Annotated in this window: 23 protein-coding genes; 20 read left to right on the plus strand and 3 right to left on the minus strand. The window is 58.8% G+C overall.

Features of this window, described 5'->3' with window-relative positions; all coding sequences use genetic code 11:
* Nucleotides 1–69 precede the first annotated feature (69 nt).
* The 3 genes from aspA (at nt 70) to QP941_RS03000 (ending at nt 5,098) form a co-directional block, all read left to right on the plus strand.
* Nucleotides 70–1,629 carry an aspartate ammonia-lyase gene (gene aspA / locus QP941_RS02990; protein WP_239274247.1) on the plus strand — a complete coding sequence of 520 codons (1,560 nt, stop codon included), beginning with the start codon at nt 70–72 and terminating at the stop codon, nt 1,627–1,629.
* A gap of 353 nt (nt 1,630–1,982) precedes the next feature.
* A complete protein-coding gene (locus QP941_RS02995) occupies nt 1,983–3,290 on the plus strand; it encodes an anaerobic C4-dicarboxylate transporter (protein ID WP_284867951.1) in 1,308 nt (435 codons plus the stop codon).
* 140 nt (nt 3,291–3,430) lie between these two features.
* A complete protein-coding gene (locus QP941_RS03000; protein ID WP_284867952.1) occupies nt 3,431–5,098 on the plus strand; it encodes a formate--tetrahydrofolate ligase in 1,668 nt (555 codons plus the stop codon).
* A 12-nt stretch (nt 5,099–5,110) separates the two neighbouring features.
* Here the strand turns inward: QP941_RS03000 and QP941_RS03005 are convergent, their stop codons facing one another.
* Nucleotides 5,111–5,941 carry a RecB family exonuclease gene (locus QP941_RS03005; RefSeq protein WP_284867953.1) on the minus strand — a complete coding sequence of 277 codons (831 nt, stop codon included), beginning with the start codon at nt 5,939–5,941 and terminating at the stop codon, nt 5,111–5,113.
* Between the two features lie 46 nt (nt 5,942–5,987).
* On the opposite strand from QP941_RS03005, the gene QP941_RS03010 reads away from it, so the two are divergent.
* The 13 genes from QP941_RS03010 to QP941_RS03070 all read left to right on the plus strand — a co-directional run bounded on the left by QP941_RS03010 (nt 5,988) and on the right by QP941_RS03070 (nt 21,229).
* A complete protein-coding gene (locus QP941_RS03010) occupies nt 5,988–7,241 on the plus strand; it encodes a M18 family aminopeptidase (RefSeq protein WP_284867954.1) in 1,254 nt (417 codons plus the stop codon).
* Between the two features lie 28 nt (nt 7,242–7,269).
* Complete coding sequence (locus tag QP941_RS03015; protein WP_005324783.1) at nt 7,270–8,106, plus strand: tRNA (adenine-N1)-methyltransferase; 837 nt, start codon at nt 7,270–7,272, stop codon at nt 8,104–8,106.
* 85 nt (nt 8,107–8,191) lie between these two features.
* Nucleotides 8,192–9,757, plus strand: coding sequence for a proteasome ATPase (arc, locus tag QP941_RS03020; RefSeq protein ID WP_284867956.1), 1,566 nt, complete (start codon nt 8,192–8,194; stop codon nt 9,755–9,757).
* Nucleotides 9,754–11,286, plus strand: coding sequence for a depupylase/deamidase Dop (dop, locus tag QP941_RS03025; RefSeq protein WP_284867957.1), 1,533 nt, complete (start codon nt 9,754–9,756; stop codon nt 11,284–11,286). The genes arc and dop overlap by 4 nt, the downstream gene beginning before the upstream one ends.
* 44 nt (nt 11,287–11,330) lie before the next feature.
* Entirely contained in the window at nt 11,331–11,522 is a 192-nt protein-coding gene (locus QP941_RS03030; protein WP_239278812.1) for a ubiquitin-like protein Pup, read from the plus strand.
* The gene (gene pafA / locus QP941_RS03035; RefSeq protein WP_284867958.1) at nt 11,522–12,940 is read left to right on the plus strand and encodes a Pup--protein ligase; all 1,419 of its coding nucleotides are present in this window, start codon (nt 11,522–11,524) and stop codon (nt 12,938–12,940) included. Before QP941_RS03030 ends, pafA begins: the two co-directional genes overlap by 1 nt.
* A 36-nt stretch (nt 12,941–12,976) precedes the next feature.
* Entirely contained in the window at nt 12,977–13,963 is a 987-nt protein-coding gene (locus QP941_RS03040) for a helix-turn-helix transcriptional regulator (protein WP_284867960.1), read from the plus strand.
* Between the two features lie 2 nt (nt 13,964–13,965).
* Complete coding sequence (locus QP941_RS03045; RefSeq protein WP_239278815.1) at nt 13,966–14,922, plus strand: helix-turn-helix transcriptional regulator; 957 nt, start codon at nt 13,966–13,968, stop codon at nt 14,920–14,922.
* A 96-nt stretch (nt 14,923–15,018) separates the two neighbouring features.
* Complete coding sequence (gene tatA / locus QP941_RS03050; protein WP_005324774.1) at nt 15,019–15,282, plus strand: Sec-independent protein translocase subunit TatA; 264 nt, start codon at nt 15,019–15,021, stop codon at nt 15,280–15,282.
* Between the two features lie 108 nt (nt 15,283–15,390).
* Nucleotides 15,391–16,485: a twin-arginine translocase subunit TatC gene (gene tatC / locus QP941_RS03055; RefSeq protein WP_502869193.1), complete on the plus strand. Its 1,095-nt coding sequence runs from the start codon at nt 15,391–15,393 to the stop codon at nt 16,483–16,485.
* A 21-nt stretch (nt 16,486–16,506) separates the two neighbouring features.
* The gene (locus QP941_RS03060; RefSeq protein ID WP_284867961.1) at nt 16,507–19,323 is read left to right on the plus strand and encodes a DEAD/DEAH box helicase; all 2,817 of its coding nucleotides are present in this window, start codon (nt 16,507–16,509) and stop codon (nt 19,321–19,323) included.
* A 32-nt stretch (nt 19,324–19,355) separates the two neighbouring features.
* Complete coding sequence (locus tag QP941_RS03065; protein WP_284867962.1) at nt 19,356–20,483, plus strand: M24 family metallopeptidase; 1,128 nt, start codon at nt 19,356–19,358, stop codon at nt 20,481–20,483.
* Complete coding sequence (locus tag QP941_RS03070) at nt 20,483–21,229, plus strand: SDR family oxidoreductase (RefSeq protein WP_284867963.1); 747 nt, start codon at nt 20,483–20,485, stop codon at nt 21,227–21,229. Before QP941_RS03065 ends, QP941_RS03070 begins: the two co-directional genes overlap by 1 nt.
* Before the next feature lie 14 nt (nt 21,230–21,243).
* Here QP941_RS03070 and QP941_RS03075 read toward each other — a convergent pair whose 3' ends face one another.
* Nucleotides 21,244–22,029 (minus strand): precorrin-3B synthase, encoded by a 786-nt coding sequence (locus tag QP941_RS03075; protein WP_284867965.1) that lies wholly within the window; start codon nt 22,027–22,029, stop codon nt 21,244–21,246.
* An 85-nt stretch (nt 22,030–22,114) separates the two neighbouring features.
* On the opposite strand from QP941_RS03075, the gene QP941_RS03080 reads away from it, so the two are divergent.
* The 3 genes from QP941_RS03080 to QP941_RS03090 are packed head-to-tail and all read left to right on the plus strand — an operon-like array spanning nt 22,115 to nt 25,145.
* Nucleotides 22,115–22,717, plus strand: a complete 603-nt coding sequence (locus QP941_RS03080) for an FxsA family protein (RefSeq protein WP_284867966.1) — start codon at nt 22,115–22,117, stop codon at nt 22,715–22,717.
* 2 nt (nt 22,718–22,719) lie between these two features.
* Nucleotides 22,720–24,246: an apolipoprotein N-acyltransferase gene (lnt, locus tag QP941_RS03085; protein ID WP_502869194.1), complete on the plus strand. Its 1,527-nt coding sequence runs from the start codon at nt 22,720–22,722 to the stop codon at nt 24,244–24,246.
* A gap of 5 nt (nt 24,247–24,251) precedes the next feature.
* The gene (locus tag QP941_RS03090; RefSeq protein WP_150850620.1) at nt 24,252–25,145 is read left to right on the plus strand and encodes a polyprenol monophosphomannose synthase; all 894 of its coding nucleotides are present in this window, start codon (nt 24,252–24,254) and stop codon (nt 25,143–25,145) included.
* 78 nt (nt 25,146–25,223) lie between these two features.
* Here the strand turns inward: QP941_RS03090 and QP941_RS03095 are convergent, their stop codons facing one another.
* Nucleotides 25,224–25,607, minus strand: coding sequence for an RNA polymerase-binding protein RbpA (locus tag QP941_RS03095; RefSeq protein ID WP_023021567.1), 384 nt, complete (start codon nt 25,605–25,607; stop codon nt 25,224–25,226).
* A gap of 475 nt (nt 25,608–26,082) precedes the next feature.
* Here QP941_RS03095 and QP941_RS03105 point away from each other — a divergent pair, with 475 nt between their 5' ends.
* Nucleotides 26,083–26,784 carry a YceI family protein gene (locus QP941_RS03105; protein ID WP_284867968.1) on the plus strand — a complete coding sequence of 234 codons (702 nt, stop codon included), beginning with the start codon at nt 26,083–26,085 and terminating at the stop codon, nt 26,782–26,784.
* Nucleotides 26,785–26,792 lie beyond the last annotated feature (8 nt).

The raw sequence follows: 26,792 nt of genomic DNA on the forward strand, positions 1-26,792 counted from the left end.
TGGCTAACATTAGCGCTTGAGGTTACTCATTCGAATATAAGTCTCGACAGGCAAAGGAGCCGAGCCATCATGGCAAAGTCCTCTAAGAAAGAAGAAAAGGACACCAAGTCTGCAGCAAAGGACGTGAAGAAGAAGGAAGCTGACACTTCCACTCACGCCGCACAGCAGAAGGTGGCCGAACAAAAGGCACCGAAGAACTCCAGCAAGAAGACTCGCACCGAGACCGACCTTCTTGGCTCCTTGGAAGTTCCCGCTGACGCTTACTACGGTGTGCACACCGTACGCGCCATGGAGAACTTCCAGATCTCTTACGTGACCATCAACACCATCCCGCACTTCATCCGCGGCATGGTCCAGGTCAAGAAGGCGGCCGCCATGGCAAACCGCCGCCTGCACGTTCTGCCAAAGAAGAAGGCTGAAGCCATCATCTGGGCCTGTGACCAGATCCTGGAAGAGGGTCGCTGCATGGATCAGTTCCCGCTGGACGTCTTCCAGGGTGGCGCTGGTACCTCGCTGAACATGAACACCAACGAGGTTGTTGCCAACCTCGCACTGGAGTACCTCGGTGAGGAGAAGGGCTCCTATGACATCATCAACCCGAATGATGATGTGAACATGTCCCAGTCCACCAACGATGCTTACCCGACCGGCTTCCGCTTGGGTCTGCATGCAGCAGTGGATCACCTCATTGAGCGCATGGATGGTCTGCGTGCCGCATTCCAGGTCAAGGGCAATGAGTTCCAGGACATCCTGAAGATGGGTCGTACTCAGCTTCAGGATGCGGTTCCAATGACCTTGGGTGATGAGTTCAAAGGCTTTGCCAATAACCTGAACGAGGAGCAGGCATTGCTGCGCGATGCACAGCGTCGCCTGCTCGAGATCAACTTGGGCGCAACCGCAATCGGCACCGGCGTGAACACCCCGGCCGGCTACCGCCACCAGGTCACCGCAGCTCTGTCTGAGGTCACCGGCTTGGAGATGAAGACCGCCCGCGATCTCATTGAAGCAACCTCTGACTGTGGCGCTTACGTGCTGCTGCACGCCACCATCAAGCGCGCAGCAATGAAGCTTGCCAAGATCTGTAATGACCTGCGCCTGCTGTCTTCCGGCCCGCGCGCTGGCCTGGCTGAGATCAACCTGCCTGCCCGTCAGGCCGGCTCCTCCATCATGCCGGGTAAGGTCAACCCGGTTATCCCGGAGGTTGTGAACCAGACCTGCTTCAAGATCTTCGGCAATGACCACGTCGTCACCATGGCCGCTGAGGCTGGCCAGCTGCAGCTCAACGTCATGGAGCCGGTCATCGGCGAGGCACTGTTCCAGTCCATTCGCATCATGGGTAACGCCGTCGATGCCCTGCACGAAAAGTGCGTCACCGGCATTACCGCTAATGCAGACGTGTGCCGTGCGTACGTGGAAAACTCCATCGGTATCGTCACCTACCTGAACCCGTTCATCGGCCACCACAACGGTGACCTGATTGCCAAGGAGTCCCTGGAGACCGGCAAGGGCGTCAAGGAACTCGTCTTGGAGAAGGGCTTGCTCGATGAGGCTACCTTGAACAAGGTTCTGTCCGTTGAAAACCTCATGCACCCAGAGTTCCGCGGTCAGCTCTTCATCGACGAGGACTAAAGACTCGGCTTTTGAGAAGCAGTAGGGCATAGCGCCCCGCATAGTAGACCCCCACGGTCTCTGCCATGTTTCTTGATGTACAAGGAAAACTGGCGAAGGCTGTAGGGGTCTTTTGCGTGCATGGAATCGGCGGTAGCTAGTTTCTTTCTACGGCCCTGTGCTGGGCGAATGCGGAGAAGGATACCGACCGTCTTATAACGAGACACTAAATACATGTGGGAATCAACACAAACGGACAATTCGAGTGAATAAATCACCGTGACAGGTGCAAAATAGAAGATGTTGAGGACGGCATGCACTCTGTATGGAGAAGCGTGCCCTTAGTTTGCATACAGAGCGTATGGAGTATGTCCATGGTTATTGTTCATATAGTCATCGTTCTCGCCGCCATCTTTTTGGGCGCGAGGATTGGTTCAATTGGTATCGGTATGGCCGGCGGCCTCGGTGTGTTGGCCCTTGGTCTCACCGGTGTCCCCATTACTAGGGAAGACATCCCATTCGACGTCATCGGTATCATCATGACCGTCATTGCCGCCATCGCCGCGATGCAGAGGGCTGGTGGCATGGACTACCTGGTGCACATTGCAGAAAAGTTTCTGCGCAAAAACCCGAAGCGGATTACGTTCTACGCGCCCATCGTTACTTGGTTGATGACGGTGCTGGCCGGTACCGGCCACACTGCATTCTCCACGCTACCGGTCATTGTTGAGGTAGCTAAAGAAGGCAAGGTTCGCCCTTCACGCCCGCTTTCTATTGCGGTAGTTGCCTCTCAGATGGCAATTTGTGCCTCGCCTATCTCTGCCGCAGTGGTTCTCCTAGCCAGCCTGTTGGAGCCAGCTGGAGTGGGCTATTTGCAGGTGCTAGCAGTCGTCATTCCGGCAACGTTCCTGTCTATCTTCCCAGCTGCGTGGATTGCTAATAAGTTTGGCAAGGAACTAGATGATGACCCGGTGTACCAGGAGCGCAAGGCGCAAGGCTTGGTTAAGCAACCACTGGGGGCTGAGAACTTCCAGCCGCAGAAGGGTGCCAAGGCTTCTGTTCTGGTGTTCCTGGTAGCCATCGTCATCGTGATGGCATGGGCCACGCTGACCTCGGAGCAGGTCGGGCTAATCGCAGAACCAACCCTGCCACGTAATGAGGCGATTATGACGGTTATGCTCACTGCGGCCACCATCATCGTCATGATGTCGAAGTTCCCGGCGGGGGATGTTCTCAATACGCCGGTATTTAAGTCCGGTATGTCCGCATGTATTTGTGTGCTAGGCGTTGCTTGGTTGGGTACCAGCCTTATCAACCACTACATGGACGATATTCAGTCTATGGCTGGTAGCGTTATTGAGTCTTCGCCGTGGCTGCTCGCGGTGGTCTTGTTCTTCGCCGCAGCGCTACTGTACTCGCAGGCCGCTACTACCAAGGCCCTCATGCCAGCAGCCCTGGCTCTGGGCGTAAGCCCCCTTACCGCAGTCGCTGCTTTCCCAGCCGTCTCGGCTCTATTTATCCTGCCGACCTACCCAACGCTGCTGGCAGCGGTGGAGATGGACGATACCGGCTCGACTCGAATCGGCAAGGCTGTATTCAACCACCCATTCCTTATCCCAGGCACGGTCAGCATCGCAGTTTCTGTCCTCTTGGGCTACGCATTCGGCCTCGTCATCCTTTAAGAGGTAGACGACAAGTCCACCCGGAAGGCGCCCCTGCAGGGGCGCCTTTTTGGATCGCAGCGTGGACAGGAAGATTGATTCAATTCACTTTCTTTCAAAAATGCGGGTTATTTAACTCGCGAGCTCGGTAGGCTAAGGACATGACTACTCAGCCATCCGATGTTGAAATCGCCCAAGCCCACCACCTGCAGCCAATCGCGGAGATCGCGGCCAAGGCAGGCATTCCTGCCGACGCCGTGATTCCCTATGGCACCACCAAAGCCAAAGTCGATATCACCAAGGTGGACTATTCCAAGGAAAACCAGGGCAAGCTGGTGCTTGTCACCGGCGTATCGCCTACACCTGCCGGCGAGGGCAAGTCTACCGTGCTCATCGGCCTTACCGACGCCCTGGATCAGTTGGGCAAGAAGGCCATCGTTGCCCTGCGTGAGCCCTCCCAAGGACCAGTAATGGGTATTAAGGGCGGCGCGGCTGGCGGCGGCTATGCACAGATTGTCCCCATGGAAGACATCAACCTTCACTTCACCGGCGATTTTCATGCCATTACCTCTGCAACCAACACCCTGGCCGCCATCATTGATAACCACATCCACCAAGGCAACGCCCTGGGCATCGACCCGCGGCGCGTGACATGGCAGCGGTGCATGGACGTCAACGACCGTGCCCTGCGTAACGTGGTGACCGGTCTGGGCGGTCCTGCTCACGGTGTGCCTGCAGAAACCGGTTTCACTATTACTGCGGCCTCCGAAATCATGGCCATCTTGTGCTTGGCCACGAACCTCGAGGACCTAAAGAAGCGCCTCGGCGATATCACCATCGGCTTCACCTATGATCAGCGCCCTGTTACTGCGCGTGATTTGAAAGCGGAAGGTGCGCTCACGGCGCTCATGCGTGATGCCCTCAACCCCAACTTGGTACAGACCCTTGGCGGCGTGCCGGCCTTGGTACACGGTGGTCCGTTCGCCAATATCGCGCACGGCTGCAACTCCCTGTTGGCCACCCACACCGCACTGCAATTTGGCGATATCGTCTTAAGCGAGGCCGGCTTCGGCTCCGACCTCGGCGGAGAAAAGTTCGTCGACATTAAGGCGCGCTTTGGCGACCTAGATGTTGCTGGCGCCGTGGTCGTTGCCACCATCCGCTCGCAGAAATACAACGGCGGTGTGGCCAAGGATAAGCTCACTGAGGAAAACCTGGATGCCCTCAAGGCGGGCATAGTCAACCTAGAGCGCCACGTAGAAAACCTGCGCAAGTTCGGGATCAAACCGGTGGTAGCGCTCAACCTCTTCTGGTCCGATACCGAGGCAGAACGCGAGTTTATGCGGCAGTGGGCCGAAGACTTCGGGGTGGCATTGGAGGAAGCCAATGTCTGGTCCGAGGGTGGCGCAGGCGCTACCAAGCTGGCAGAGACCTTGCTGGAGAACCTACAGGGAGGAGCCAAGCAGCTCTACGATCCGCGGGAGGGAATCGAGGCCTCCATCGAGACCATCGCGCGCGAGATCTATCGCGCAGACCGTGTGGAATACGGGGCAAAGGCGCTCAAGGATCTCAAGTACATCCAGGACAATGGCTGGGATAAGCTGCCGGTGGTCATCTCTAAGACGCAGTACTCCTTCAGCAACGATGCCTCTGCTCTGGGGGCGCCGGAAGGCCATACGCTGCACGTGCGCGAATTACTGCCGCGCACCGGTTCGGGATTTATCGTTGTGCTCACAGGCAACGTCATGACGATGCCGGGACTGCCGAAGAAGCCGGCGGCCAATAATATCGACGTCGATAAGCAAGGCACCATTTCGGGCCTTTTCTAGGCTGGTGCGGCGCTAGTCCTTCGTATCCGCCGCGGAACCCGGCCAGCCCGGGTACTGCGGCGGAGTGCCGCCAAACTCCGGGCAGAGATCTTGGTGGGCGCACCAGCCGCAGAGCTTGGAAGGCTTCGGACGGAAGTCCCCGGCGCGCCCGTCGGCCTCAATCTTGGCCCACAGCTCGCCGAGATCGCGCTCGAAGTATTCGAGTTCCTCACGGTTTGGGCTAAGAAACATCGAGTCCAACACCTTGAGGTACATCAGGCGCAATTGGTGGGGAATGGTGCCTAGAATGCGCCAGTAGACCAGCGCATAAAAGCGCATCTGGAACTGTGCATCCTGGGAATAGCGGGGAAGTGGCTTCTTGCCGGTTTTATAATCCACGACTCGGAGCTCGCCAGTTGGGGCGCGGTCCACGCGGTCGATGAAGCCGCGGACGGGGACGCCATTGGGCAGGACCGTATTGACGTACATCTCTGTTTCTTGGCAATCAAAGCCTTGGGGATTTTCCATCTGGAAATAGCCTTTGAGCAGTTCCCTGGCAGCGACGAAGAAGTCGTAGGTGTCTTCTTCTGGCACGAGCTCTAAAAGTTCCTCGTCTTTGGCGGTCATCTCTGCCCAGGAGGGCTTAATCATCTTCACCGCGGCAGGATAGGTGCGCTCTTCGCGCGGTAGCTTGTGCATCTCTTCCAAAACGGCGTGCACAAGGGTTCCTTTGACCTGCGCGATGGTCTTGGGCTCGGGCAACTTGTCAATGGCGCGGAAGCGATAGAGCAGCGGGCACTGCTTATAGTCGGAGGCGCGCGAGGGCGATAGGGCCAGTGGGCGGGGTGTAGATGAAGTAGCCATGGTGTATCTAGCCTATCGCCGCGCGATTCGTGGCAAGCTAGGAGGTATGAGTTATACCGCAGATTTCCTAGATTTCATTGCTGCTTCTCCTTCTTCGTACCACGCTGCCGATGAGGTATGCCGCCAGCTGCACGAGGCGGGATTTGAGGTACAGGATGAGGGAACGCAGTGGTCCGCTGCGCCTGGCGGCCATGTCATGGTGCGCGGCGGCGCGGTAGCGGCGTGGTACGTGCCAGAGGGTGCGGATAAGAATTCTGGTTTCCGCATCGTGGGGTCGCATACGGACTCGCCGGGCTTGGTTCTTAAGCCCACGCCGGACTTTTCTGCGGCCGGCTGGCAGCAGGTGGCAGTAGAGGTCTATGGCGGTGCGCTGCTGCATACCTGGTTTGACCGGGAGCTGACCGTGGCCGGGCAGATTGTCACCAAGGATGGTACGCGGCACCTAGTCAATACTGGCCCGGTACTGCGCCTTCCGTCCCTGGCAATCCACCTCTACCGCAAGGATGAGTTCAAGCCGGACCGTCAGCACAACATGCAGCCGGTTTTGAGCGTGGGTGACCCGGAGGCATCCATCTTGCAGGTAGTGGGGGAGAAGGCGGGCGTCGCCAAGCAGGATATTGCTTCCTTCAACCTGATTACGGCCGATGCCGCTCGCGGCGAATTCTTTGGCGCGGGCGAGCAGTTCATTGCGGCTGGGCGCATGGATAACCTGTCTTCTGTCTACGCTTCGCTCGCAGCGATGAAGAAGGCCGCCGAAAATTATCACGGCAAAGACGTCCTGGTCATGATGGCCTTTGACCATGAAGAGGTGGGCTCGAGCTCGCGCTACGGCGCGGGCGGTCCCATCCTGGCGGATGTACTTACCCGCACGGCGCGGGCGCTGGGGGCCAACGAGGAGGAACGCTTCCAGATGTTCTCCCGCTCGAGCTGTGTCTCGGCCGATGCAGCCCATTCGGTGCACCCCAACTACGTGGGCAAGCACGATCCCACGCACCATCCGATCATCGGCAAGGGCCCGGTGACCAAGATCAATGGCAACCAGCGCTATGCCTCCGATGCCACCACGGTGGCGTTATGGGAAGCAGCATGCGAGAAGGCAGGCGTGCCGGTGCAGCGGTTTGTGGGCAATAATGATGTGCCCTGTGGCTCGACCATTGGCCCCATTACGGCGACGCGTTTGGGCATCGATACCGTGGATGTGGGCGTGCCCATGCTGTCCATGCACTCGGCGCGTGAAATGGTGGGCGAGCGGGACCAAGTATGGCTCGCGCAGGCACTTGAGGCATACTTGGTGGGATAGTAACCGCAACCTCGAGGAGTCTTGAGACATGGCTTATTCCGGCCCCTTTGCCTATGGCGACCGCGTGCAGCTTACCGACGCCAAGCGGCGCCACTACACGGTTATTCTGGAAGAAGGAGGCCAGTTCCACTCCCACAAGGGCATCATTAACCATGATGACATCGTGGGTATGGACGAGGGCTCGGTCATTGAGTCCACCCTTGGCTCCTCCTTCCTGCTTTTCCGCCACCTGATGGTGGACCATGTGCTATCCATGCCACGCGGTGCTGCGGTGATCTACCCCAAGGATGCGGCGCAGATTTTGGTAGAGGGTGATATCTTCATGGGCGCGCGCGTGCTCGAGGCCGGCGCTGGCTCCGGTGCGCTGTCTATGTCCCTGCTGCGCGCCGTGGGGCCAGAGGGGCATGTGTATTCCTATGAGGTGCGCGATGACCACCTCGAGTATGCGGTAGATAACGTCAAGGAATACTTTGGCGAGCAGCCCGAGTGGTGGTCGCCGCGCCTCGGCGATTTAGGAGATGTCACCGCCGAGGACTTGGGTGGGCCGGTAGACCGCGTGATCCTCGATATGCTCGAGCCCTGGGAGCACTTGGAGACCGTGCGCGATCTCCTCATCCCCGGTGGTGTTTTCATGACCTACGTGGCAACGGTGCCGCAGTTGATGAAGGTCATGGAAGGAATCCGCGAGCTCAAGTGCTTTACCGAGCCTAAGGCCTGGGAATCACTGGTGCGCGAATGGAAGGTTGAAGGCCTGGCTACGCGCCCGGAGCACCGTATGAATGCGCATACCGCCTTCCTTATCTGGACCCGCCGCCTGGCCGATGGCGTGACCCCGCCGCGCCCGCAGCGCCGCGCCCGCAAGTAAAGCTGGAAATAGGCTCACCTCAGCGCCCAGAATTTAAAGCGCAAGTACCCTCTTTCGCCGACTGGGCCGCGTTAGAGTAGTGGGCATGGATGAAGCCACGGACTATAAGCGGCAAATTAGCCAGCTTGCTGCCCGCAATCAGAAGTTGGCGGGCTTATTAAAAGAATCGCGTGGGAAGCTCGAGCAGCTTTTTGCGGAGCTTAACGCGCTGGCTGAGCCGGCATCGACCTACGGCGTTTTCTTAGGCTATTCGCCCACCCACAGCGAGGTGGGAACCACCGCGGAGGTCTACACCAACGGCCGCGTGATGCAGCTTAAGGTTTCGCCCAATGTGGAACCGGGCAGCCTAGTGGCCGGCCAGCAGGTTCGCTTGGGCGATGGCTTCGTAGTGGTGGAAGGGTGCGCGCCCGAGCGCACGGGTGAGCTCGCCACCGTGGTGGAGCGCCTGGGAGAGAGCCGCCTTATCGTGGCCAACTCCTCTGGCGAGGAAAAAGTGGTGTTGCTATCGCAGGCACTGCGCGAGGAAACCCGCGTGGCAGCAGGCGAGATAGTGTTGGTCGACCCCAAGGCCGCCATCGCGCTGGAAAAGGTGGAAAAGACGGAGGTCTCCCAGCTCTCCCTTGAGGAGGTCCCCGATGTGCGCTATGAGGACATCGGCGGGCTCGATGAGCAGATTTCCCAGATCCGCGATTCCGTGGAACTGCCGTTTATTCATCCGGACCTCTATCACCACTACGAGCTACAGCCGCCTAAGGGCGTCCTCCTCTATGGCCCGCCAGGATGCGGTAAGACGCTTATTGCTAAGGCCGTGGCCCATTCTTTGGCGCAGCAACTGGGCAGTGATGGGCCGAGTTACTTCCTCAATATCAAGGGCCCAGAGCTGCTCAATAAGTATGTAGGGGAAACGGAACGCCGCATCCGCCTCATCTTTGAGCGCGCTCGTGAATTAGCCCAGCTGAGTTCCGACCGTCCGGTGGTCATCTTTTTTGATGAGATGGAATCGATCTTCCGTACCCGTGGCTCAGGCGTGTCTTCGGATATGGAAACCACGGTGGTGCCGCAGCTGCTCACAGAACTTGACGGCGTGGAGAGCCTTTCCAATGTGATCGTTATTGGCGCTACCAACCGCGAGGAGCTCATCGACCCAGCCATCATGCGCCCCGGGCGGCTCGATATCAAGATCCGGGTTAACCGGCCGAGTAAACAGGGTGCCCGCGAGATTTTCGCCCGCCACTTTGCAGAATCCGTGCCGCACCAGGGCACGCTAGAGGAACTTATCGGCACTGCGGTGGACGAGCTTTATGCCGATCGCCCCTTTGTGCAGCTGCACTTTTCCAGCGGCGAGCGCGAGGTATTGCACTACCGGGACTTCGTCTCCGGCGCGATGATTGCCAATATCCTCTCCCGCGCCAAGAAGCTGGCTATCAAGGACGAACTGCAACAGCGTGCGGGCAGTGAGCAGGGGATAGGCGGGCGCGAAGGGGGCATCGCCAAGCAGCATTTGCTCCAGGCTATCGCGACCGAGCGCGCGGAATCCGAGTACGTGCCCACCTCTACCAACCCCGAGGAGTGGACCAAGATCATCTCCCAAGACCATGCTGGTGCTCGCGTTGAGCGGGTGGAGCTACTGGCCGCTAGGAGGAGCGCATGAGCCGCGTTGTAGGTATCGAGACCGAGTACGGCATCGCCACCCCGGAGCTGCCGGAGTATTCGCCCATCATTTCTTCCACGCACGCGGTGGTAGCGTATGCCGCGATGCACACTGGGGCGCGCTCGCGCTGGGATTTTGCCGAGGAACACCCGCTGCGCGATTCCCGCGGCTTCGATCTCAAGCGCTACCACACCGTGCCCGTGGTGGACCCCAACGCCATCGGGGTAGCCAATGTAGTCACGGCCAATGGCGCGCGCTTTTATGTGGACCACGCACACCCAGAATATTCCGCGCCGGAATGCACTAATGCTTGGGACGCCACGCTTTACGACGCCGCAGGGGACGCCACGCTCCTGCAAGCCGGCGCAGCCGTAGCGGGCCTCAGCGCACAAGGAAAGTCCGTCCTTGCCAACCATGACCCGTGCCCTGCTTTGCGTTTCTATAAAAACAACGTGGACGGCAAGGGCGCGTCTTATGGCTCGCACGAGAACTATCAGTACTCCCGTGCCACGGACTTTGACACTATGGCGCAGGCCCTTATCCCGTTTTTCGTGGCCCGCCAGGTAGTCATAGGCGCCGGACGCATGGGGATCGGCGAGTTTGGCGAGGAGCCGGGATTCCAGATCTCCCAGCGCGCTGACTATATTGAGCAGGAAATCTCGCTGGAGACCACCCTTAATCGCGGCATCATCAATACCCGCGACGAGCCGCATGCGGTGCACGCGGACTATGGGCGCCTCCACGTCATCGTCGGAGATGCAAATATGTCGCAGACCTCCACGCTGCTCAAACTAGGCATGACCTCGCTAGTGCTCGATGCGATTGAGCAGGGTGTGGACTTTAGCGATCTCCGCTTGCAGGATGCCGTGGCGGAGGTCCCGCGCGTCAGCCGCGACCTCTCCCTTCAGCATCGCCTCGAGCTTGCCGACGCCCGCCATCTCACCGCCCTAGAAATCCTCGCTGAATACCGCGCCCGCGTAACCCCACGCACAGAAGCCGATCACAAGGTGCTTGCGGCTTGGGACGAGGCCGTAGCACTTCTGGCAAAGGACCCGATGCAGGCAGCGCACCTGTTGGATTGGGTGGCGAAGTATCGCTTGATCAAGGGCTACCTCGACCGCGGTATCGACCCGGCCGACTCAAAGCTGCGGCTTATTGACCTGCAGTACGCGGAGATCGATCCGGCAAAGTCGCTACACCACGCGCTGGTGCGTAAAGGCCAGATGCGGCAGCTCTTTAGCGCTGCAGAGATTGAAGACGCCGCCACCATTCCGCCAGAGGACACCCGGGCGTATTTCCGCGGCCGAGTGACGCAGAAATTCGGTGAGGACATCATTGCCGCGAGCTGGCAAAGCCTCACGGTGCGGTTAGGCGAGCAAACCGCGGCACCCTGGGCCACGGTTCCGATGGATGAGACCACCAGCCTGACTCGCGCCCAGTGCGAGGAGATCATCGACGCCGCACCTACGGTGGAGGATCTTCTTCAGGGACTAACTGACAGCGGTATCCAGCCCGAGTACCGTAACTAATAGTCAGACATCGAGGCAGAAGCGAAGGAAAGGACGTTCATACCATGTCAACCCACCAATCGCAGGTCACCGGCGGCAACGGCGGCGATGACTCCACGGGGGAGGAGGAGTTTACCTCCACACAGCTGAGCATCAATACTGCCGGCACCGATGAATTGCTCGATGAGATCGATGGACTGCTAGAAAACAACGCCGAGGAATTTGTTCGTTCTTATGTCCAAAAGGGCGGGCAGTAATGGTGGGTGACCAGCGCCCCGTCTTCGCCCGTCGCATCATGGGCATCGAGACGGAATATGGCTTAACCACCAGCGCGGGCCCAGGAGAACGCGTCCTGAGCCCTGATGAAGCGGCGCGCGTGCTTTTCCGGCCCATCGTTCAGGAACATTCTTCCTCTAATATCTTTTCCACCAACGCGAGCCGCCTGTATCTCGACGTCGGATCCCACCCCGAGGTAGCCACCGCCGAGTGCGATAGCTTGAGCCAGCTTCTGGCCTATGAATGCGCTGGCGATGCGATAGTCAACCGGCTGGGCGAAAAAGCGGAGCAGACCTTTGCTGCCGAGGGGCACCCGCGCGCGGTGTACCTGTTTAAAAACAACGTGGATTCAGCCGGAAACTCCTTTGGCTGCCACGAAAACTACCTCATCAGCCGCCACATGGTGCTCAAGGATTTGGGGCTGGCGCTCCTTCCGTTCCTTATTACCCGCCAGCTCATCTGCGGCGCCGGCATGGTGCAGCCCGCTAAGGGCGATAAGCCTGCCCAATTCCTGCTCTCGCAACGCGCAGACCAAGTCTGGGAAGGTGTATCTTCTGCCACCACCCGCTCACGCCCCATCATCAATACCCGCGATGAACCACACGGCGATTCCAAGCGCTTCCGCCGCATGCACGTCATCGTGGGCGATTCCACCATGGCCGAGCCCACCATGGCCCTAAAAGTCGGTTCCACGCTGCTCATCCTGGAAATGCTGGAAGCCGGATTTGACCTACCGGAGTTCGACATCGAAAAACCCATTCACCATATCCGCGCCATCGCGCGCGATATGACGGGCTTGACCGAACTACCGCTCGCAGGAGGGGGATCCGTCACCGCACTCGAGGTCCAGCAGCAACTATGCCAGCGCGCAACCCAATGGCTGGAAGAACGGGAAGACGCCGGCACTCCCACCGCAGAAATGCGGCGCGTGGTGGATCTCTGGCAGCGCATGCTGCACGCCATTGAGACTCAAGACTTCTCCGGCGTGGACAGAGAAATCGACTGGGTCATCAAATTGGGACTGCTCGAGCGCTACCGCGCACGGCTGGGTGGTCAGTGGGACCACCCCAAGCTCGCCCAGATTGATATGACCTACCACGATATCCGGCCGAGCCGCGGGCTCTTTCATGTACTGCAGCGTAAGGGACTTATTGATCGGTGGATTTCGGACGCCGACATCGAACGCGCCATGGACACCGCGCCCGCGACCACTCGCGCCGCGCTGCGCGGGCAGTTCCTGTCCGCTGCCCGTAGCCTCGGGGCCAACGTCACCGTTGACTGGACGCGCCTTAAGGTCAACCGGCCTGAGCCACGCACCGAGGAGCTTCTAGACCCCTTCGTGGCCGACGATGATCGGGTCGAGGCGTTGCTAGACTATATGCGTCTACACCACAGCTAGAAGCATACGAGTAGCACTAGGGAGACAACACAACACGTGGCAGCACACAACCCCGCGCCGAAACGGCATGATGAGGCGGTAGAAAGACTCACCAACCTCTCTTTCGCGCTACAGGGCGCCGCCAACTCCGGCGGTAGCCCTGATCGCACCGCCTCCTGGATTCGCCGGCATGTGGCAGGATACGGCGATAAATCAGATGAAGCCTTCGCCAAATCGCTGGCACGAGATATCGCAACCCTCCAGCGCGCCGGGGTACCTATCGTGCATTCCGGCAGCGAAGATGGTGCGCGCTATCGCCTCGACTCGAGCAGCTACCAGCTTCCTCCGGTGGAGTTTTCCCCTGAGGAGGCCATGGTTCTAGGCATTGCAGGAGGCGTGGGTACCACCGGAGGCTTAAGCGATTTTTCCCTGTCGGGATGGACGAAGATTGCTGCTAGCGGCGCCTCCCGCAACCTCGCAGGCGCACCGGTATACACGGCGGTCAATGACATCACGCGACTCGCCCCAGAAATCATCACCGCGGTGCTCGCTGCGGTGCGCAATCAGCTGCGCATTACGTTTTCCTACCGTGCTAATCCGGCTACTGAGCCGGTACGCCGTGTCATGGACCCGTGGGGAGTGGTCAACCGCGACAGCCGCATCTACCTCGTGGGATTCGATGTGGACCGCAACGAACCGCGCGTCTTTCGGGCCCTCCGCGTCTCTGACATCAAACGCTCGCACGATCCCGCGGAGCACACCAATCCAACTGAAGATTTGCAGGTGTTAGTAGAGCGTGCACTGCAACGCGGGGAAAAGGTGGATGCACGCCTTGTCATCCCTGAGGGGCAGGCGCGGGAGCTTATGGATGCCGGCAAGCAGCAGCCCGACGGCACGGTGATGCTGCGCAAGGTGGATAAAGACTGGCTCGTACGCACCGCGGCTGGGTATGCGCCGGAGGTACAAGTGGTGGAACCAGCCGAAGTACGCCAGGAGGTCGTTTCCCTTTTGCGCAGGGCAGCACATCCGCAGGAAGGACGCTAGTCATGGCTGATGGATCACAGAAGCTCCAGGCGCTCGTGCGCTCTTTGAACCTGATTCCGTACTTCAAGAATCATCCCGACAAGACGCCCATGGAAGCGGCCAAGGACTTAGGTATGGAACCCGGCGAGCTGAAGGAAGCTCTCGATCGCCTCTTTTGCTCCGGCACGGGGCGCAATACCGAAGACCTCATCGATCTCTCCTTTAGCTATCGCGATGGGGTAACCATCCATAATGATCAAGGCTTAAGCCAGGCACTGCGGCTCACCCCAACCGAAGCCGGTGCCTTGCTTCTTACCTTGGAGTCCTTGCAGGCGATGCCAGGGCTAATCGACGCCCGCGCGGTCGAATCCGCCGCCGCTAAGCTGCGCGGCATCATGGATGAAAGAACTGTTGCCATTTATGATTCGCTATCTACTCCAGCCCCTGAAGAGACGGATATCCAGGCGCTTTTGTCCCAGGCGGTTGATGAACGAAAGCGGATCCGGCTGCACTACTGGAGTGCTTCTTCGAATGCAGAATCCGAAAGGGTAGTGGATCCAGCCCGCATTTTTATTGTCGATTCTGAGCCTTACTTGGCTGCGTGGGAAGAAGCTAAGCAAGCCCATCGCACCTTTCGCATAGACCGCATTAGAAGCGCATGCCTCACGGAGGAAAAGGCTCAGCCGCACCTGAAGGAACTCGACTTTGATGCCTCCTCACCCTTTAATTTGGGCGATGGAGACACCGTGCAACTAGCAATTAACCAAGAATTCACGTGGCTGGCTGAGTATTACGATATGCGTCTGGGCGAAGACCTGGGAAATGGGGAAATAGCTGCAACAATGCCTATGGGATCAGTGGATTGGCTTATTCGCTTTGCCCTTGCTCAGGCTGATAGGTTGCGGGTAGTGGCTCCTCAATCCGTGGTAAACCTCATTGCGGAGCGAGGAAACACTGCATTGAGCGGCTATACTCTGTAGCCAGTTACTTGCCCGTTTACTGCGCCTGCTCGCTGGCAAAAAGCCGGCGGTGATGCTTTCCGGCATGCTGGTGCACTAGTTGAAAGAGGTTTCTCCATGAGCCTAGGACCTATGGAAATCGGCCTGATCGTTCTTGCCATCGTCTTGCTTTTCGGTGCAAAGAAGTTGCCGGAATTGGCACGCTCTATTGGCCGTTCCGCGCGCATCTTCAAGTCTGAGGTCAATGAGATGCATTCCGAGGATGCCCAGCGTTCTCAGTCTCAAGCACAGCTGAACCAGAAGCAGCAGTCCGATGAGGAATTCTGGAACCGACCAGACATGCAGCCGGGCCAGCAGAACAACACCAATACTCAGCAGTAAACGCCCCTAACCTGTCGTCGCGCGAACACCCCTGCAGCGCGCGGATATGCACCCGCAATCCGTGCAGTAGGGAAGTGTTCGCTTCTTTGCGTTGAAAGAGCCACACTGATGTCGTCACAGTCACAGCCTCTATCTCCCCAGAAGGCAAGCAAGAGCGTCAAGGGTAAGCTGCGCTTTTCGCGCAAGCAAAAGAACCCTACCGGGGAGATGACCTTGGTGGAGCACCTGCAGGAGCTGCGCCGTCGCATCATTATTTCCGTGTTAGCGGTTGTCGTCGGGGCCATCATTGGGTTCATTTGGTACCAACGAGCCCCATTCGGGCTGTCTCCGTTGGGCGAAATTCTACGAGAGCCGTATTGTGCGCTGCCCCCAGATAAGCGCGCCTCCTTTAGCGCGGACGGCGAGTGCCGTCTATTGGCCACCAGCCCGTTTGAAATGCTCCTATTGCGCCTGAAAGTAGGCGCTTTGGCCGGCACCGTATTGTCCTCGCCGGTGTGGCTGTATCAGGTCTGGGCCTTCGTTGTGCCTGGTCTCCATAAGAACGAGCGCCGCTACACGTTGAGCTTTGTCAGCGCCGCGGTGGGCCTATTCGTTGCCGGTGCTGTGCTGGCCTATTTCATCTTGTCCGTGGGTTTGGAATTCCTCATGGGTATCGGCGCCGAGTATCAAACAGCGGCCCTGACCGGTGAGCGATATTTCTACTTTCTCCTGGCTCTGCTGCTCATCTTTGGCATCAGCTTTGAAATCCCACTGCTTATCGTGTCCCTGAACCTTATTGGCGTGCTCGAATATGAACACGTCAAAGACAAGCGTCGCATCATCATTGTCGTCGTGATGATTTTCGCCGCCTTCGTCACCCCAGGCCAGGATCCTTTCTCGATGGTGGTACTGGCTGGTTCACTGATCTTGCTCATCGAGATCGCATTCCAGTTCTGCCGCCTCCACGATAAGCGCATGCAGCGCGAACGCCCCGAGTGGATGGATCTCGATGATGAGACTGCTTCGCCACTTGGCGCTGGACCAGGAGCCATAGGCGGGCCAACCCCTGTCGAGGCGCCGAGCAGAGTAAACCCTTCACCGGGACCCACTCAATCCGTTTCACAGCCAGTACAACAGGCACAGCAGCAGCCGCAGCAGACGTGGACCACCGGTGGCAAGGACGCTCCGTCGACCGGCGGCGGCTTTTTCGACGATGTCCTCTAGGCACGGGTAGCCTGGGGAGTCATGACTGAAACTCATCTGGATTCTTTTACCGCAGCCCTGCCATACCCGTTGGATGAGTTCCAGGTAAAGGGCTGCCAAGCCGTGGAGGACGGTCACGGCGTACTGGTCTGCGCGCCGACCGGCGCCGGCAAAACCATCGTGGGCGAATTTGCTGTCTCTTTGGCGCTGAGCCGGGGAACCAAGTGCTTTTATACGACGCCGATTAAAGCCTTGAGCAATCAGAAGTACCACGACTTGGTGGAAGAGCATGGCGAAGAAGCCGTAGGCCTGCTCACCGGCGACGTATCGATCAACTCTGATGCAGAGATCGTCGTCATGACCACAGAGGTGCTGCGCAATATGATTTACGCAGAATCGCCGGCCCTCGATCGCTTGACCCACGTGGTCATGGATGAGATCCACTTTTTGGCTGATGCCTCCCGCGGCGCGGTGTGGGAAGAGGTCATCCTCAACCTCGCGGATCATGTCTCCATCATCGGCCTATCTGCCACAGTGTCCAATTCGGAAGAATTCGGCGATTGGCTTTCTACCGTGCGCGGCGATACCACCGTCATCGTCTCCGAACACCGCCCAGTTCCCCTCGACCAGTGGATGATGCTGGGGCGCAAGATTTATCCGCTCTTCGAGCCAGAATCTGGCGGCCAGGTCAACTCCGAGCTAGAGCGTAGGATCCAGCGCCTTGAAGCCGGCGATACCGACGATGGTCGCGCAGACTATAAATCCGGCAAGGGCTTTCGTGCGCGTGCGCGTCACAAGGGTGGCGGACGCAGCGAATTCCACGGTAAGGGAAGGGGGCGCTCCGGCGCCGCCCGACAGCAGGATCGCTATCGCCCCTTAGGCCGCCCAGAGGTATTGAAGGTATTGCAATCGCAGGACATGCTTCCGGCGATCACCTTCATCTTCTCCCGTGCAGGCTGCGATGGCGCTCTCTATCAGTGCCTGCGCAGCCGCATGGTGCTTACCTCACAAGAGGAAGCACAGCACATCAAGGACATCGTCGATGCGGGTGTGGAAGGTATCCCTGAAGAAGATCTGCAGGTCCTAGACTTTAAGCGCTGGCGCGAAGCCCTGTCCCGCGGCTTTGCCGCGCACCACGCAGGTATGCTGCCCGCCTTCCGGCACATCGTGGAAGACCTATTCGTACGCGGCCTCGTTCGCGCCGTGTTTGCTACTGAAACGCTCGCACTCGGCATCAATATGCCGGCGCGCACCGTGGTGCTAGAAAAGCTCATCAAGTTCAATGGTGAGGCGCACGTCGATCTCACCCCAGGCCAGTACACGCAGCTGACTGGCCGCGCAGGTCGCCGTGGCATCGATACGTTGGGCAATGCAGTCGTGCAGTGGGCCCCCGCCATGGATCCGCGTCAAGTAGCTGGCCTTGCTTCTACCCGTACGTATCCTCTCATTTCCACTTTTGCACCGGGCTACAATATGGCGATCAATTTGCTGGGAATGCTTGGTTTCGAGAATTCTCTCCGCCTTTTGGAAAAGTCTTTCGCGCAGTTCCAGGCCGATGGCTCCGTCGTGGAGGAAACTCGCGAGATTGAACGCGCCGAGCATCGCGTGCGAGAACTGCGCAACCAGCTCGATGATGCCGTGGCCTCACTTGCACCGCCTGCTAAGGACGGAGAAGATCCCGCCGAGGTTCTCATGGACTATGTCCGCCTGCGCCGCGAGCTCACAGCGGAAGAAAAGCAATCAAAAATCGATAGTGCCAACCAGCGCAACCAAGAGGTGATTGCGGTACTGGGACGCCTGCAGCTGGGCGATGTTATTGCCATGCCCGGCAAGAAGCGTCCAATTCTCGCCGCGGTTGTTACTCCCGCTAACCAAACCGCGGATCCCCGCCCGTGGATTACCACTGAGTCCGGGTGGTCGGGACGTATCGATGCAGCCGGAATCAATAACCCACCGATCCAAGTCGGTAGCATCAAGATCCCCAAGCCGGTGCGCAAGAACCCGCGCCGCAATACCCGATATGTGCAGGATGTTTTGCACCGCGAACACTTCGACCGGCCCAAGCGCATGAAGTCGCATACCCGCGCTCGGCCAAATAAGCGGGTAGGTCAGTTGCGCGACGCACTGCGTGCTCATCCAGCTCACGATTGGCCGGCTACTGACCGCGAGCAGCTGGCGGGCCTCGCACAAAAGCTAGCACGGCGCGAGCGTGATCGGGACAAGCTCCAGTCCAAAGTCAACAAGGCTACGGATACTTTGGGTCGCACCTTCGAGCGCATTGTGGACCTCCTCGCTGAGATGGACTACGTCGAGTTCACCGGGGTTGGCGCGGACCGCACGCCGGTTATCACCGAAGAAGGCGAGCGCCTTGCCAAAATTCACAGCGAATCCGATTTGCTCGTGGCCCAATGCCTCAAGCGCGGAATTTGGGATGAACTCGATCCCGCTGAGCTTGCCGGCGTTGCCTCCCTGTGCTGTTTCGAAAACCGCAAGGCCACCAGTGGGCAACCGGAAGCCGCCACCGAGCGCATGGCTGACGCTATGAATGCCACGTGGCGCGTGTACACCGAACTTACCGCTGATGAGCAGCGCCACCGGCTGCCGCCCACCCGTGAACCAGAGGCCGGATTCGCCTTGGCGGTACACCAATGGGCGGCCGGCGCACCTTTGGGCTACTGCATGGCTGCGGCAAACGAAGCCGGCGCCGAGCTCACCCCCGGTGATTTTGTCCGTTGGTGCCGCCAAGTCATCGACCTGCTGCAACAAGTGGCTAAGACGGGGTACGACGGCGAAATTCAACGCAACGCCCGCCGGGCCATCGACGCAATTCAGCGCGGTGTCGTAGCCATTGGCGCCTAAAATCCGCGGCGCGGACGAGTAGACTCTGGGGTATGACTGATACTCAGACTTTTTCCGCTGATGTCTACGCCCAGCGTCTGCACGTCGCCCAAAAGGCGGCTGCAGACAAGGGCATCGATCTGCTCCTCATTGGCACGGGACCAGACTTTGCCTACCTCACCGGCTCCTGGGTTTCTTCCCACGAACGCTTGACGGTCTTGGTCGTGCCTCAGCAGGGCAATGCATGGATCGCCGCGCCTAATACCGATATCACCGATATCAAGGCTGCTCCAGTAGGTGAGCTAGATGTAGAGTTGCGTGGCTGGAATGACGGAGAAAATCCATATGAGCTTGCACTGCGTGGCGCAGGCGACGGACTAGGCAAGGTAGCACTGGGGCAGTCGCTGACTGCAGACCACGTGCTGCGTTTCCAAGATCTGCTTCCACACGCCAGCTTTGAACTGGCCACTTACGCACTGGCCGAACTCTTTACCCGCAAAGACGAGGCTGAGATTGCTGAGCTGCGCAAGGCCGGCCATGCCATTGACGCGGTCCACGCGCAGGTACCGCAGCTTTTGCAGGCCGGCCGCACCGAGGCCGAGGTGGCCCACGAGCTGGAAAAACTCATCTTGCAGGAGCACTCCGTTATCGATTTCGTTATTGTCGGCTCAGGTCCCAACGGTGCCAACCCGCACCATAGCTTTTCGGATCGCCTGCTGGCTGAGGGCGAGCCAGTCGTCGTCGATATCGGAGGCACTTTGCCTTCCGGCTACCACTCCGATTGCACCCGCACCTACGTAGTGGGCGGGGATATTTCCAAGGCCCCGCAGGATTTCCAGGATGCCTATGGCGTGCTTGCCGACGCCCAAGCTGCCGCCCGCGCAGCATCCCACCCCGGCAGCACTGCCGCAGACATCGATGCCATTGCCCGCCAGGCGATCTCGGCAGCCGGTTGGGGCAACTACTTTGTCCACCGCACCGGACATGGCATCGGCCTGTCCACGCACGAGGAGCCTTTCATTATGGAAGGCAACGATCTCGCCTTGGAAGAAGGCATGGCATTTTCCATTGAGCCGGGTATCTACTTGGAAGGCAAGTGGGGCATGCGCTTGGAAGACATCGTGGTGCTGACCAATGACGGATACGAGTCCCTCAACCAAGCTCCGCGTGACGTCCGTTAATGGCTGGCGTACTGATTCTGGGCGGCCGCAGCGATATTGGCGGAGAAATCGCTAGGAGAGTAGCCCCAGGCCACGATATAGTGCTCGCCGCTCGTGGCACCCACGGTATGGAAGGCGTGGAAGGCCGGCTCCGGGCGGCGGGTGCGCGCAGCGTGCATTTGCTTGATTTCGACGCCGCAGATTTTCCGTCTCACCCCGGGGTTGTCGATCGCGCCATAGAGCTGGCAGGCCCCCTTGAGCTTGCTGTCGTCGCCTTTGGCATCTTGGGCGATCAGCAGCGGGCAGAACGCGATGCTTTCCACGCGGTCGACATCGCCACAATCGATTATGCCGCGCAGATTTCACTGCTTACGCTGGTTTCCCAGCGAATGGACCGCGGCCATATCGTTGCCTTTTCCTCGATAGCAGGCTGGAGGGCCCGCCGGGCAAACTATGTGTACGGATCTACCAAGGCTGGTCTTGATGCCTTTTGTCAGGGGCTGGCGGACAAGCTGCACGGCAGCCAGGTAGGCCTTATTACTGCGCGCCCTGGCTTTGTCATCGGCAGCATGACGGAAGGAATGAAGCCGGCGCCACTTTCCGTGCGTCCGGCAGATGTGGCTGAGGCAGTTGTCGGCTGCATTGACCGCGATGCACGGCGGGGTAAGCCGCGTTCGCACACCATATGGATTCCTCGGGCTCTGCAGGGCCTCGCGTGGGTCATGCGGCTTGTACCGCGCCCACTCTGGCGGCACATGCCGCGCTAAAATCTGCGTTCCTTTTAGTCTGCGCGTAGCAGGGGAGAGTTGATGTCGAAGATAAAACCGCGTGGGGCGAGTACGCGCAGTACCACTTCGGCGTCACCCTCGGCAATATTGTGAAAGACTAATCCGCCCCACGGGGTGACGGTGATGTCTACCTCTAACTGGCCGATCAGGTGCGCAAACTCAGCAGGGATGGCGCCGCGGTGCACGCCCGCACCCAAATCGACAATGCCAGCGGGCGAATGCTGATCCAGCCAACCAATGGGGCCGGGCTCTGCCAGGGCGGAGGCATTATGCTCTAGGGATTCGGTGCCTTGGAGCACCGCCTCATAGTGTCGGGCGGCAGCGTGCGGAGTCAGTGGGGCAGAGGGGGCGTCGCCAAGCGGGGAACACTCAAGGCGCAGGGCTCCGTCCCCGTCGATGCTAAGGCTGACTGCGGCCGCGCCGGTCGGTACGTCGTCGTGGGCGATAACGGCCAGTCCGGGACCGCCTTCCGTCGCTTCCAGCTCGGCCGCGATGTCCTGGGCCGTTTGCTTGGCCTCCGCTGACAAAGGCGAAGCCAGCACCGGCATCGCCGTGGCGCGCAATTGCAATTGCTGGAGCTGCTGATTGAGTGCCTCCGCATCCTTAATACTGCGCAGCTCGATTGCAGAAAACCGGTCGATGTAGACATACCCATCCGCAACAGCACTGGCGCACTGCGCCAAAGTGACCCAATCCTGGGCGTGGGTGCTGCCACCGGCAACGTGGATGCGGATACACGCGCCGTATTTGGGGTCTTCAAAAAGCGCAGGAGTAAACATGCGCACTAGTTTAACCTGCCGCGGCTGCACCTTCGCGCATGAGTGTTGCCAGCACTTTATCAGTCTGCCTCGTTAGACTGAGGCCATGCCGTTTATGTATTTTGCTCTCTACATGGTCGCAGAGACCCTGACCTTCTGGGCCGTTTCTCAATGGATCGGTGTTGGCTGGGCGCTTATCGCACTCTTTGTCACCATGTTCTTCGGAATGTCCATCGCTGGCATTGAAGTGCGCCGTTTGATGGGAAAGCAGGTCGAACGCACTGGGGACGGCGCATACGTGGTTCGCGGCGGCAATGTGGGCAAGACCGCCAGCAATGTGGGCCTTACCTTGGTAGGCGGCATGTTGCTTTCTTTGCCGGGCTTCTTGACGACGATCCTCGGAGCCCTCTTTATCTTCTCGCCGACCCGCGCCGTCTTCCGCACGTTGATGGCGGCCTCTTTGTACCGCAAGATCGAAAACATGGGCGTTAAAATCTACGAGGCCACCCCAATGGCGCAGCAGCACGACTCTTATGGCGACTTTGGCTCCTTTGGACGTGGCCAAGCAACCCAAAATGGGTACCCCAGCACGCAGGACGCTGGCCCGCATGAGGTGTTGGATGAGGAAGAGATCCGCCGCTGGAGTGAGAACCTGGATCCAGATGACTTCGGACCCTCCGGAGGCGAGTCCAAGGGCGGAAAGAACTAGTGATGCTGACTCTTGCCCGCCTCGTAGTGGCGGGTCTTTCTGGTCTGCTCACGTATGCCGCCATCGAGCCCCGTGGCTGGTGGTGGGCTGCCATTGTGGGCGTGGGCTTGCTGTACGCGAGCTTGCTGCCGTGGGGAACTAGGCACGTTTCCGCCCGTGTAGGCGCGCTTCTTGCAGTCGCGCATTCGCTCGTGCTGTACCTGCTAACACTGCCATGGATCGGCGAATTGGTGGGCAGCGGGCCATACATCGCTTTGGCCGTATGGCTTTCGGTATACGCCATTGTGCTGGGCCTTGGCGGCGCGGCGGTAGCGCGGTGGAAATACGGTTTTATTGCCTTCCCGTTCTTCTACCTCGCGGTGGAGGTGCTGCGTTCTTCGGTACCTTTCGGCGGTTTCTCTTGGGTGAAATTGGCTTGGGGACAAGTCGACGGACCGCTAGCCAACCTGGCGCCGTGGGGTGGAACCTCGCTCATTACCGCAGCCACAGTTTTGTGCGGCTGCGGTCTCGCTGCGCTCCTGATTCAACGCGGATGGAAGGCCAAGAGCTCCGCACTCCTAGCAGCTATCCTTCCCCTTGCAAGCGCGACGGTGGCAGGCTTAGGCATCAACCGAGACGATTTGACTGTCGGGGAAGCAAAGGTTGCCGCAATCCAAGGAAACGTACCCCGCATGGGCCTAGACTTTGCCGGGCAACGCCAGGCGGTCCTCAACAACCACGTTGCAGAAACAAAGAAGCTGGCCGCACGCGAAAAGGACATTGACCTAGTCATCTGGCCCGAAAACTCCTCCGATATCAATCCATTCCGTGACGGCAAGGCAGCCACGGCGATCAGTGGTGCCGTCGATGCGATAGATGCACCTGTTTTGGTTGGCACCGCTACGCGGGATGAGGTGGGAGCCCGCAACACAATGCAGGTCTTTGCTCCCGGACATACGGTGGGAGACCATCACTATAAGAAGTACCTGCAGCCCTTCGGTGAAACCATGCCCATGCGGGATTTCTTTGCCAAGTTTTCTGACTATGTGGACCTCGCCGGCGATTTTAAGCCCGGTGACGGCCCAGGTGTGGTCTCCATGGCGGGCGTGCCGGTTGGCGTGGCAACGTGCTACGAAGTTTCCTTCGATAGCGCCTTTAGGGAGTCGGTGAAAAATGGTGCACAACTACTGACTACTCCCACAAATAACGCCACCTTTGGCTATTCCGATATGACCTACCAACAATTGGCCATGAGCCGATTGCGTGCCATGGAGACGGATCGAGCCGTGGTGGTGGCGGCGACCTCTGGAGTATCCGCCATTGTTCACCCAGATGGACACGTTAGCCAGTCCACGGAGATTTTCACGCCGGAGGCATTGGTAGAGCAGTTGCCCTTGCGTAGCGGCGAGACCTTTTCCGTGAGGTTTGGTTCGCCCCTGCAATGGCTCATGGTTATTATTGGAACAGTCTGCGCACTGGTAGCTTTGCGCACAAACCGCCTGCGACGCACCCCGCGCCGCTCCGGCACAGATACATACGTAGGAGCATAAACACTGTGAGCACGCTTGAATCCTCGACCTTGGTCATCATCCCGACCTATAACGAGATCGAAAATCTTCCTCTCATTACTGGACGCGTCCGTGAGGCCGTCCCAGAGGTCCATATCCTCATCGTGGACGATAACTCTCCCGATGGAACTGGTGACAAGGCCGATGAGTTCGCAGCACAGGATGACCACATCCACGTTCTCCACCGCGAGGGCAAAGGCGGCCTGCTAGGCGCTTATATCGCCGGCTTTGAGTGGGGATTGGAGCGCGACTATCAGGTGCTGTGTGAGATGGATGCAGACGGCTCCCATGCCCCGGAACAGCTTCACCTGCTGCTGGAAGAGGTGGACAAGGGCGCGGACCTGGTTATCGGCTCCCGCTATATCCCAGGTGGCGAGACCGTCAACTGGCCGGCTTCTCGTGAGTACCTCTCCCGCCTTGGCAATATCTACATCTCCGTAGCGCTGGGCGCTGGCCTGTCCGATATGACCGCCGGTTACCGTGCGTTCCGCCGCGAGCTGCTCGAGTCCATCGACTTTGATGAGCTGTCCAAGGCCGGCTACATCTTCCAGGTGGATTTGGCCTTCCGTGCCGTCAAGGCTGGCTTCGACGTTCGCGAGGTTCCCATCACCTTCACCGAACGCGAATATGGCGAGTCCAAGCTCGATGGTTCCTTCGTGAAGGATTCTTTGCTCGAGGTAACCAAGTGGGGCGTTGCTCATCGCGCTGAGCAGTTGCAGGACTTCGGTGGCGCCGTGTCCAAGTTGGTCAACCGTGAGGTCAAGGACGGCTCCATTCATGACCTCAACGTTCAGGCCCGCAAGGGTGCCGGCTGGGTTTCTGACTTCGCCAGCGAGATTGGCCATCTGGCAAAGCACCAGATTGCGCAGCTCAAGAAGTAGGCGCCACCGCAACGCATAAGGCCCGTACCGTCCCTTAGTTAGACTAGGGAGGTACGGGCCTTATGCTGTCGCAGAACTTTAAGAGTTCTTTTGCTGCTGCTCCTGCTGTTCCTTCAAGAGGCGAGCTGCGGAACGGCGGCGGGAGCGCAGGTGGTTAATGCGCTCTTCAAGCAGCTCATCGAGCTCCTCGATGGAGCGGCGCTCACGCAGCATATCCCAGTGGGTGCGTGGTGGCTTAGCGGGCTTAGACTCAACGCCTTCACCTTCTACCAGGTGGCCCAGCTTGCCGTTCTTGCACATCCATTCTTCAGGGATTTCAGCATCATCCGCGAAAGGCACCTCATAAATCTCGCCGTCTTCGGTGCGGTACTTCACCATCTGGCGCGGTGCGAGGTCGTGGTCGCGGTCGGTTTCGTAGCTGACTGCGCCCATACGGCTGCCACGGAGTACGCGATCTGCCATGCAACATCATCCTTTTCAAAGAGATCCCTGATTGAGTGCGAAGCAAAACTTCGCCTAAGAGCTACTAATTATAACGAACACCCACGCGTCTTTGTTCCCAGCCCGCCCAAAATGGACTAAAGTGTATCGGGTGATCCGTACAGCTAGTCGTGAACGCAACGTCGGTTCCTGCCAATGGTGTGGGAAGGACATTGACCAAGGCGGTAGGGGACGGCCACGGAAGTTTTGCAGCGCCTCCTGCAAGCAGCGGGCTTATGAGCAAAGAAATAACGTCAGTGGCACGGGAATTCCCGCCAATGCCGTGATCCTTACTCCAGACAAGGCAGAGAGTTTGCGCGACGGACTTTTTGAACTACGTTGTTCCGCAGAAGATATCAACACCGCCGCGGAGGAAGGCGCTAGTGCGCAGGAGCTTGCCGGTTTGTGCGAAGAGCTTGTTGCCCTGGCGCGACGTCTAGAAGGACTTCGATAGAAGATGAAAAAGCTTTTTTATAACCGCAAGCTCGTCATCACCATCTTTGTGGTTTTGATTGTGTTGCTCACCGCCGTGGCCATTGGCCCGATGGTGTATTCACTCTTCAAGGGCGCCGGAGTAAAGACCGAACCAGTTTCTGCCGACGGCGCAATGGCCGCATCAACGGAGCTCGATGGCACCTGGGAGGTAGCCAAGGGCCGTGCTAATAATCATACCTCGGTTGGTTTTACCTTTAATGAGGTTCTACCTGCGGAAAAGACCACCACATCGGGATCAACCACGGAGGTAACCGGCCAGGCGGATATTTCTGATTCCACCCTGAAAACAGCCACGGTCACCGTTGATATGGACGAGCTGACCACGGATAAGAAGGTCCGCGACCAGAACATGAAGTCCAAGCTCTTTGAGACCCAGCTTTTCCCGGAGTCTTCTTTTGAGCTGACTAAGCCGGCCTCGCTTGCCGACGTCCCGGATGACGGCACCATTGGCAAGGTTGAGCTCACCGGCGATCTGACGATCAAGAATAAGACGCACGAGATCACTCAAGAGTTTGACGTCCTTCGCGATGGAGACCAGATCGTTATCGGCGGCACCGTGCCAGTTGATCGCCTTGATTACGGCGTAGAGACCCCGGAGATGCTCGCCGCGAAGGTCGAGGAAAAGGGCGAAGTAAATCTCCGCATTTCCTTCGAGAAGAACTAGCGAGGGCC

It is taken from the genome of Corynebacterium sp. MSK150 (assembly GCF_030229215.1).
In the GTDB taxonomy this organism is placed as follows: Bacteria; Actinomycetota; Actinomycetes; order Mycobacteriales; family Mycobacteriaceae; genus Corynebacterium.

Bases quoted from the DNA above. Each gene is read 5' to 3' on its own strand.
- QP941_RS03075 (WP_284867965.1), bottom strand. From the start codon at position 22,029: ATGTTTACTCCTGCGCTTTTTGAAGACCCCAAATACGGCGCGTGTATC.
- QP941_RS03105 (WP_284867968.1), top strand. From the start codon at position 26,083: ATGAAAAAGCTTTTTTATAACCGCAAGCTCGTCATCACCATCTTTGTG.
- QP941_RS03070 (WP_284867963.1), top strand. From the start codon at position 20,483: ATGGCTGGCGTACTGATTCTGGGCGGCCGCAGCGATATTGGCGGAGAA.
- QP941_RS03095 (WP_023021567.1), bottom strand. From the start codon at position 25,607: ATGGCAGATCGCGTACTCCGTGGCAGCCGTATGGGCGCAGTCAGCTAC.
- arc (WP_284867956.1), top strand. From the start codon at position 8,192: ATGGATGAAGCCACGGACTATAAGCGGCAAATTAGCCAGCTTGCTGCC.
- QP941_RS03030 (WP_239278812.1), top strand. From the start codon at position 11,331: ATGTCAACCCACCAATCGCAGGTCACCGGCGGCAACGGCGGCGATGAC.
- QP941_RS03000 (WP_284867952.1), top strand. From the start codon at position 3,431: ATGACTACTCAGCCATCCGATGTTGAAATCGCCCAAGCCCACCACCTG.
- dop (WP_284867957.1), top strand. From the start codon at position 9,754: ATGAGCCGCGTTGTAGGTATCGAGACCGAGTACGGCATCGCCACCCCG.
- QP941_RS03045 (WP_239278815.1), top strand. From the start codon at position 13,966: ATGGCTGATGGATCACAGAAGCTCCAGGCGCTCGTGCGCTCTTTGAAC.
- pafA (WP_284867958.1), top strand. From the start codon at position 11,522: ATGGTGGGTGACCAGCGCCCCGTCTTCGCCCGTCGCATCATGGGCATC.
- QP941_RS03060 (WP_284867961.1), top strand. From the start codon at position 16,507: ATGACTGAAACTCATCTGGATTCTTTTACCGCAGCCCTGCCATACCCG.
- QP941_RS03005 (WP_284867953.1), bottom strand. From the start codon at position 5,941: ATGGCTACTTCATCTACACCCCGCCCACTGGCCCTATCGCCCTCGCGC.
- QP941_RS03010 (WP_284867954.1), top strand. From the start codon at position 5,988: ATGAGTTATACCGCAGATTTCCTAGATTTCATTGCTGCTTCTCCTTCT.
- QP941_RS02995 (WP_284867951.1), top strand. From the start codon at position 1,983: ATGGTTATTGTTCATATAGTCATCGTTCTCGCCGCCATCTTTTTGGGC.
- aspA (WP_239274247.1), top strand. From the start codon at position 70: ATGGCAAAGTCCTCTAAGAAAGAAGAAAAGGACACCAAGTCTGCAGCA.
- QP941_RS03065 (WP_284867962.1), top strand. From the start codon at position 19,356: ATGACTGATACTCAGACTTTTTCCGCTGATGTCTACGCCCAGCGTCTG.
- QP941_RS03015 (WP_005324783.1), top strand. From the start codon at position 7,270: ATGGCTTATTCCGGCCCCTTTGCCTATGGCGACCGCGTGCAGCTTACC.
- lnt (WP_502869194.1), top strand. From the start codon at position 22,720: ATGCTGACTCTTGCCCGCCTCGTAGTGGCGGGTCTTTCTGGTCTGCTC.
- tatC (WP_502869193.1), top strand. From the start codon at position 15,391: ATGTCGTCACAGTCACAGCCTCTATCTCCCCAGAAGGCAAGCAAGAGC.
- QP941_RS03080 (WP_284867966.1), top strand. From the start codon at position 22,115: ATGCCGTTTATGTATTTTGCTCTCTACATGGTCGCAGAGACCCTGACC.
- tatA (WP_005324774.1), top strand. From the start codon at position 15,019: ATGAGCCTAGGACCTATGGAAATCGGCCTGATCGTTCTTGCCATCGTC.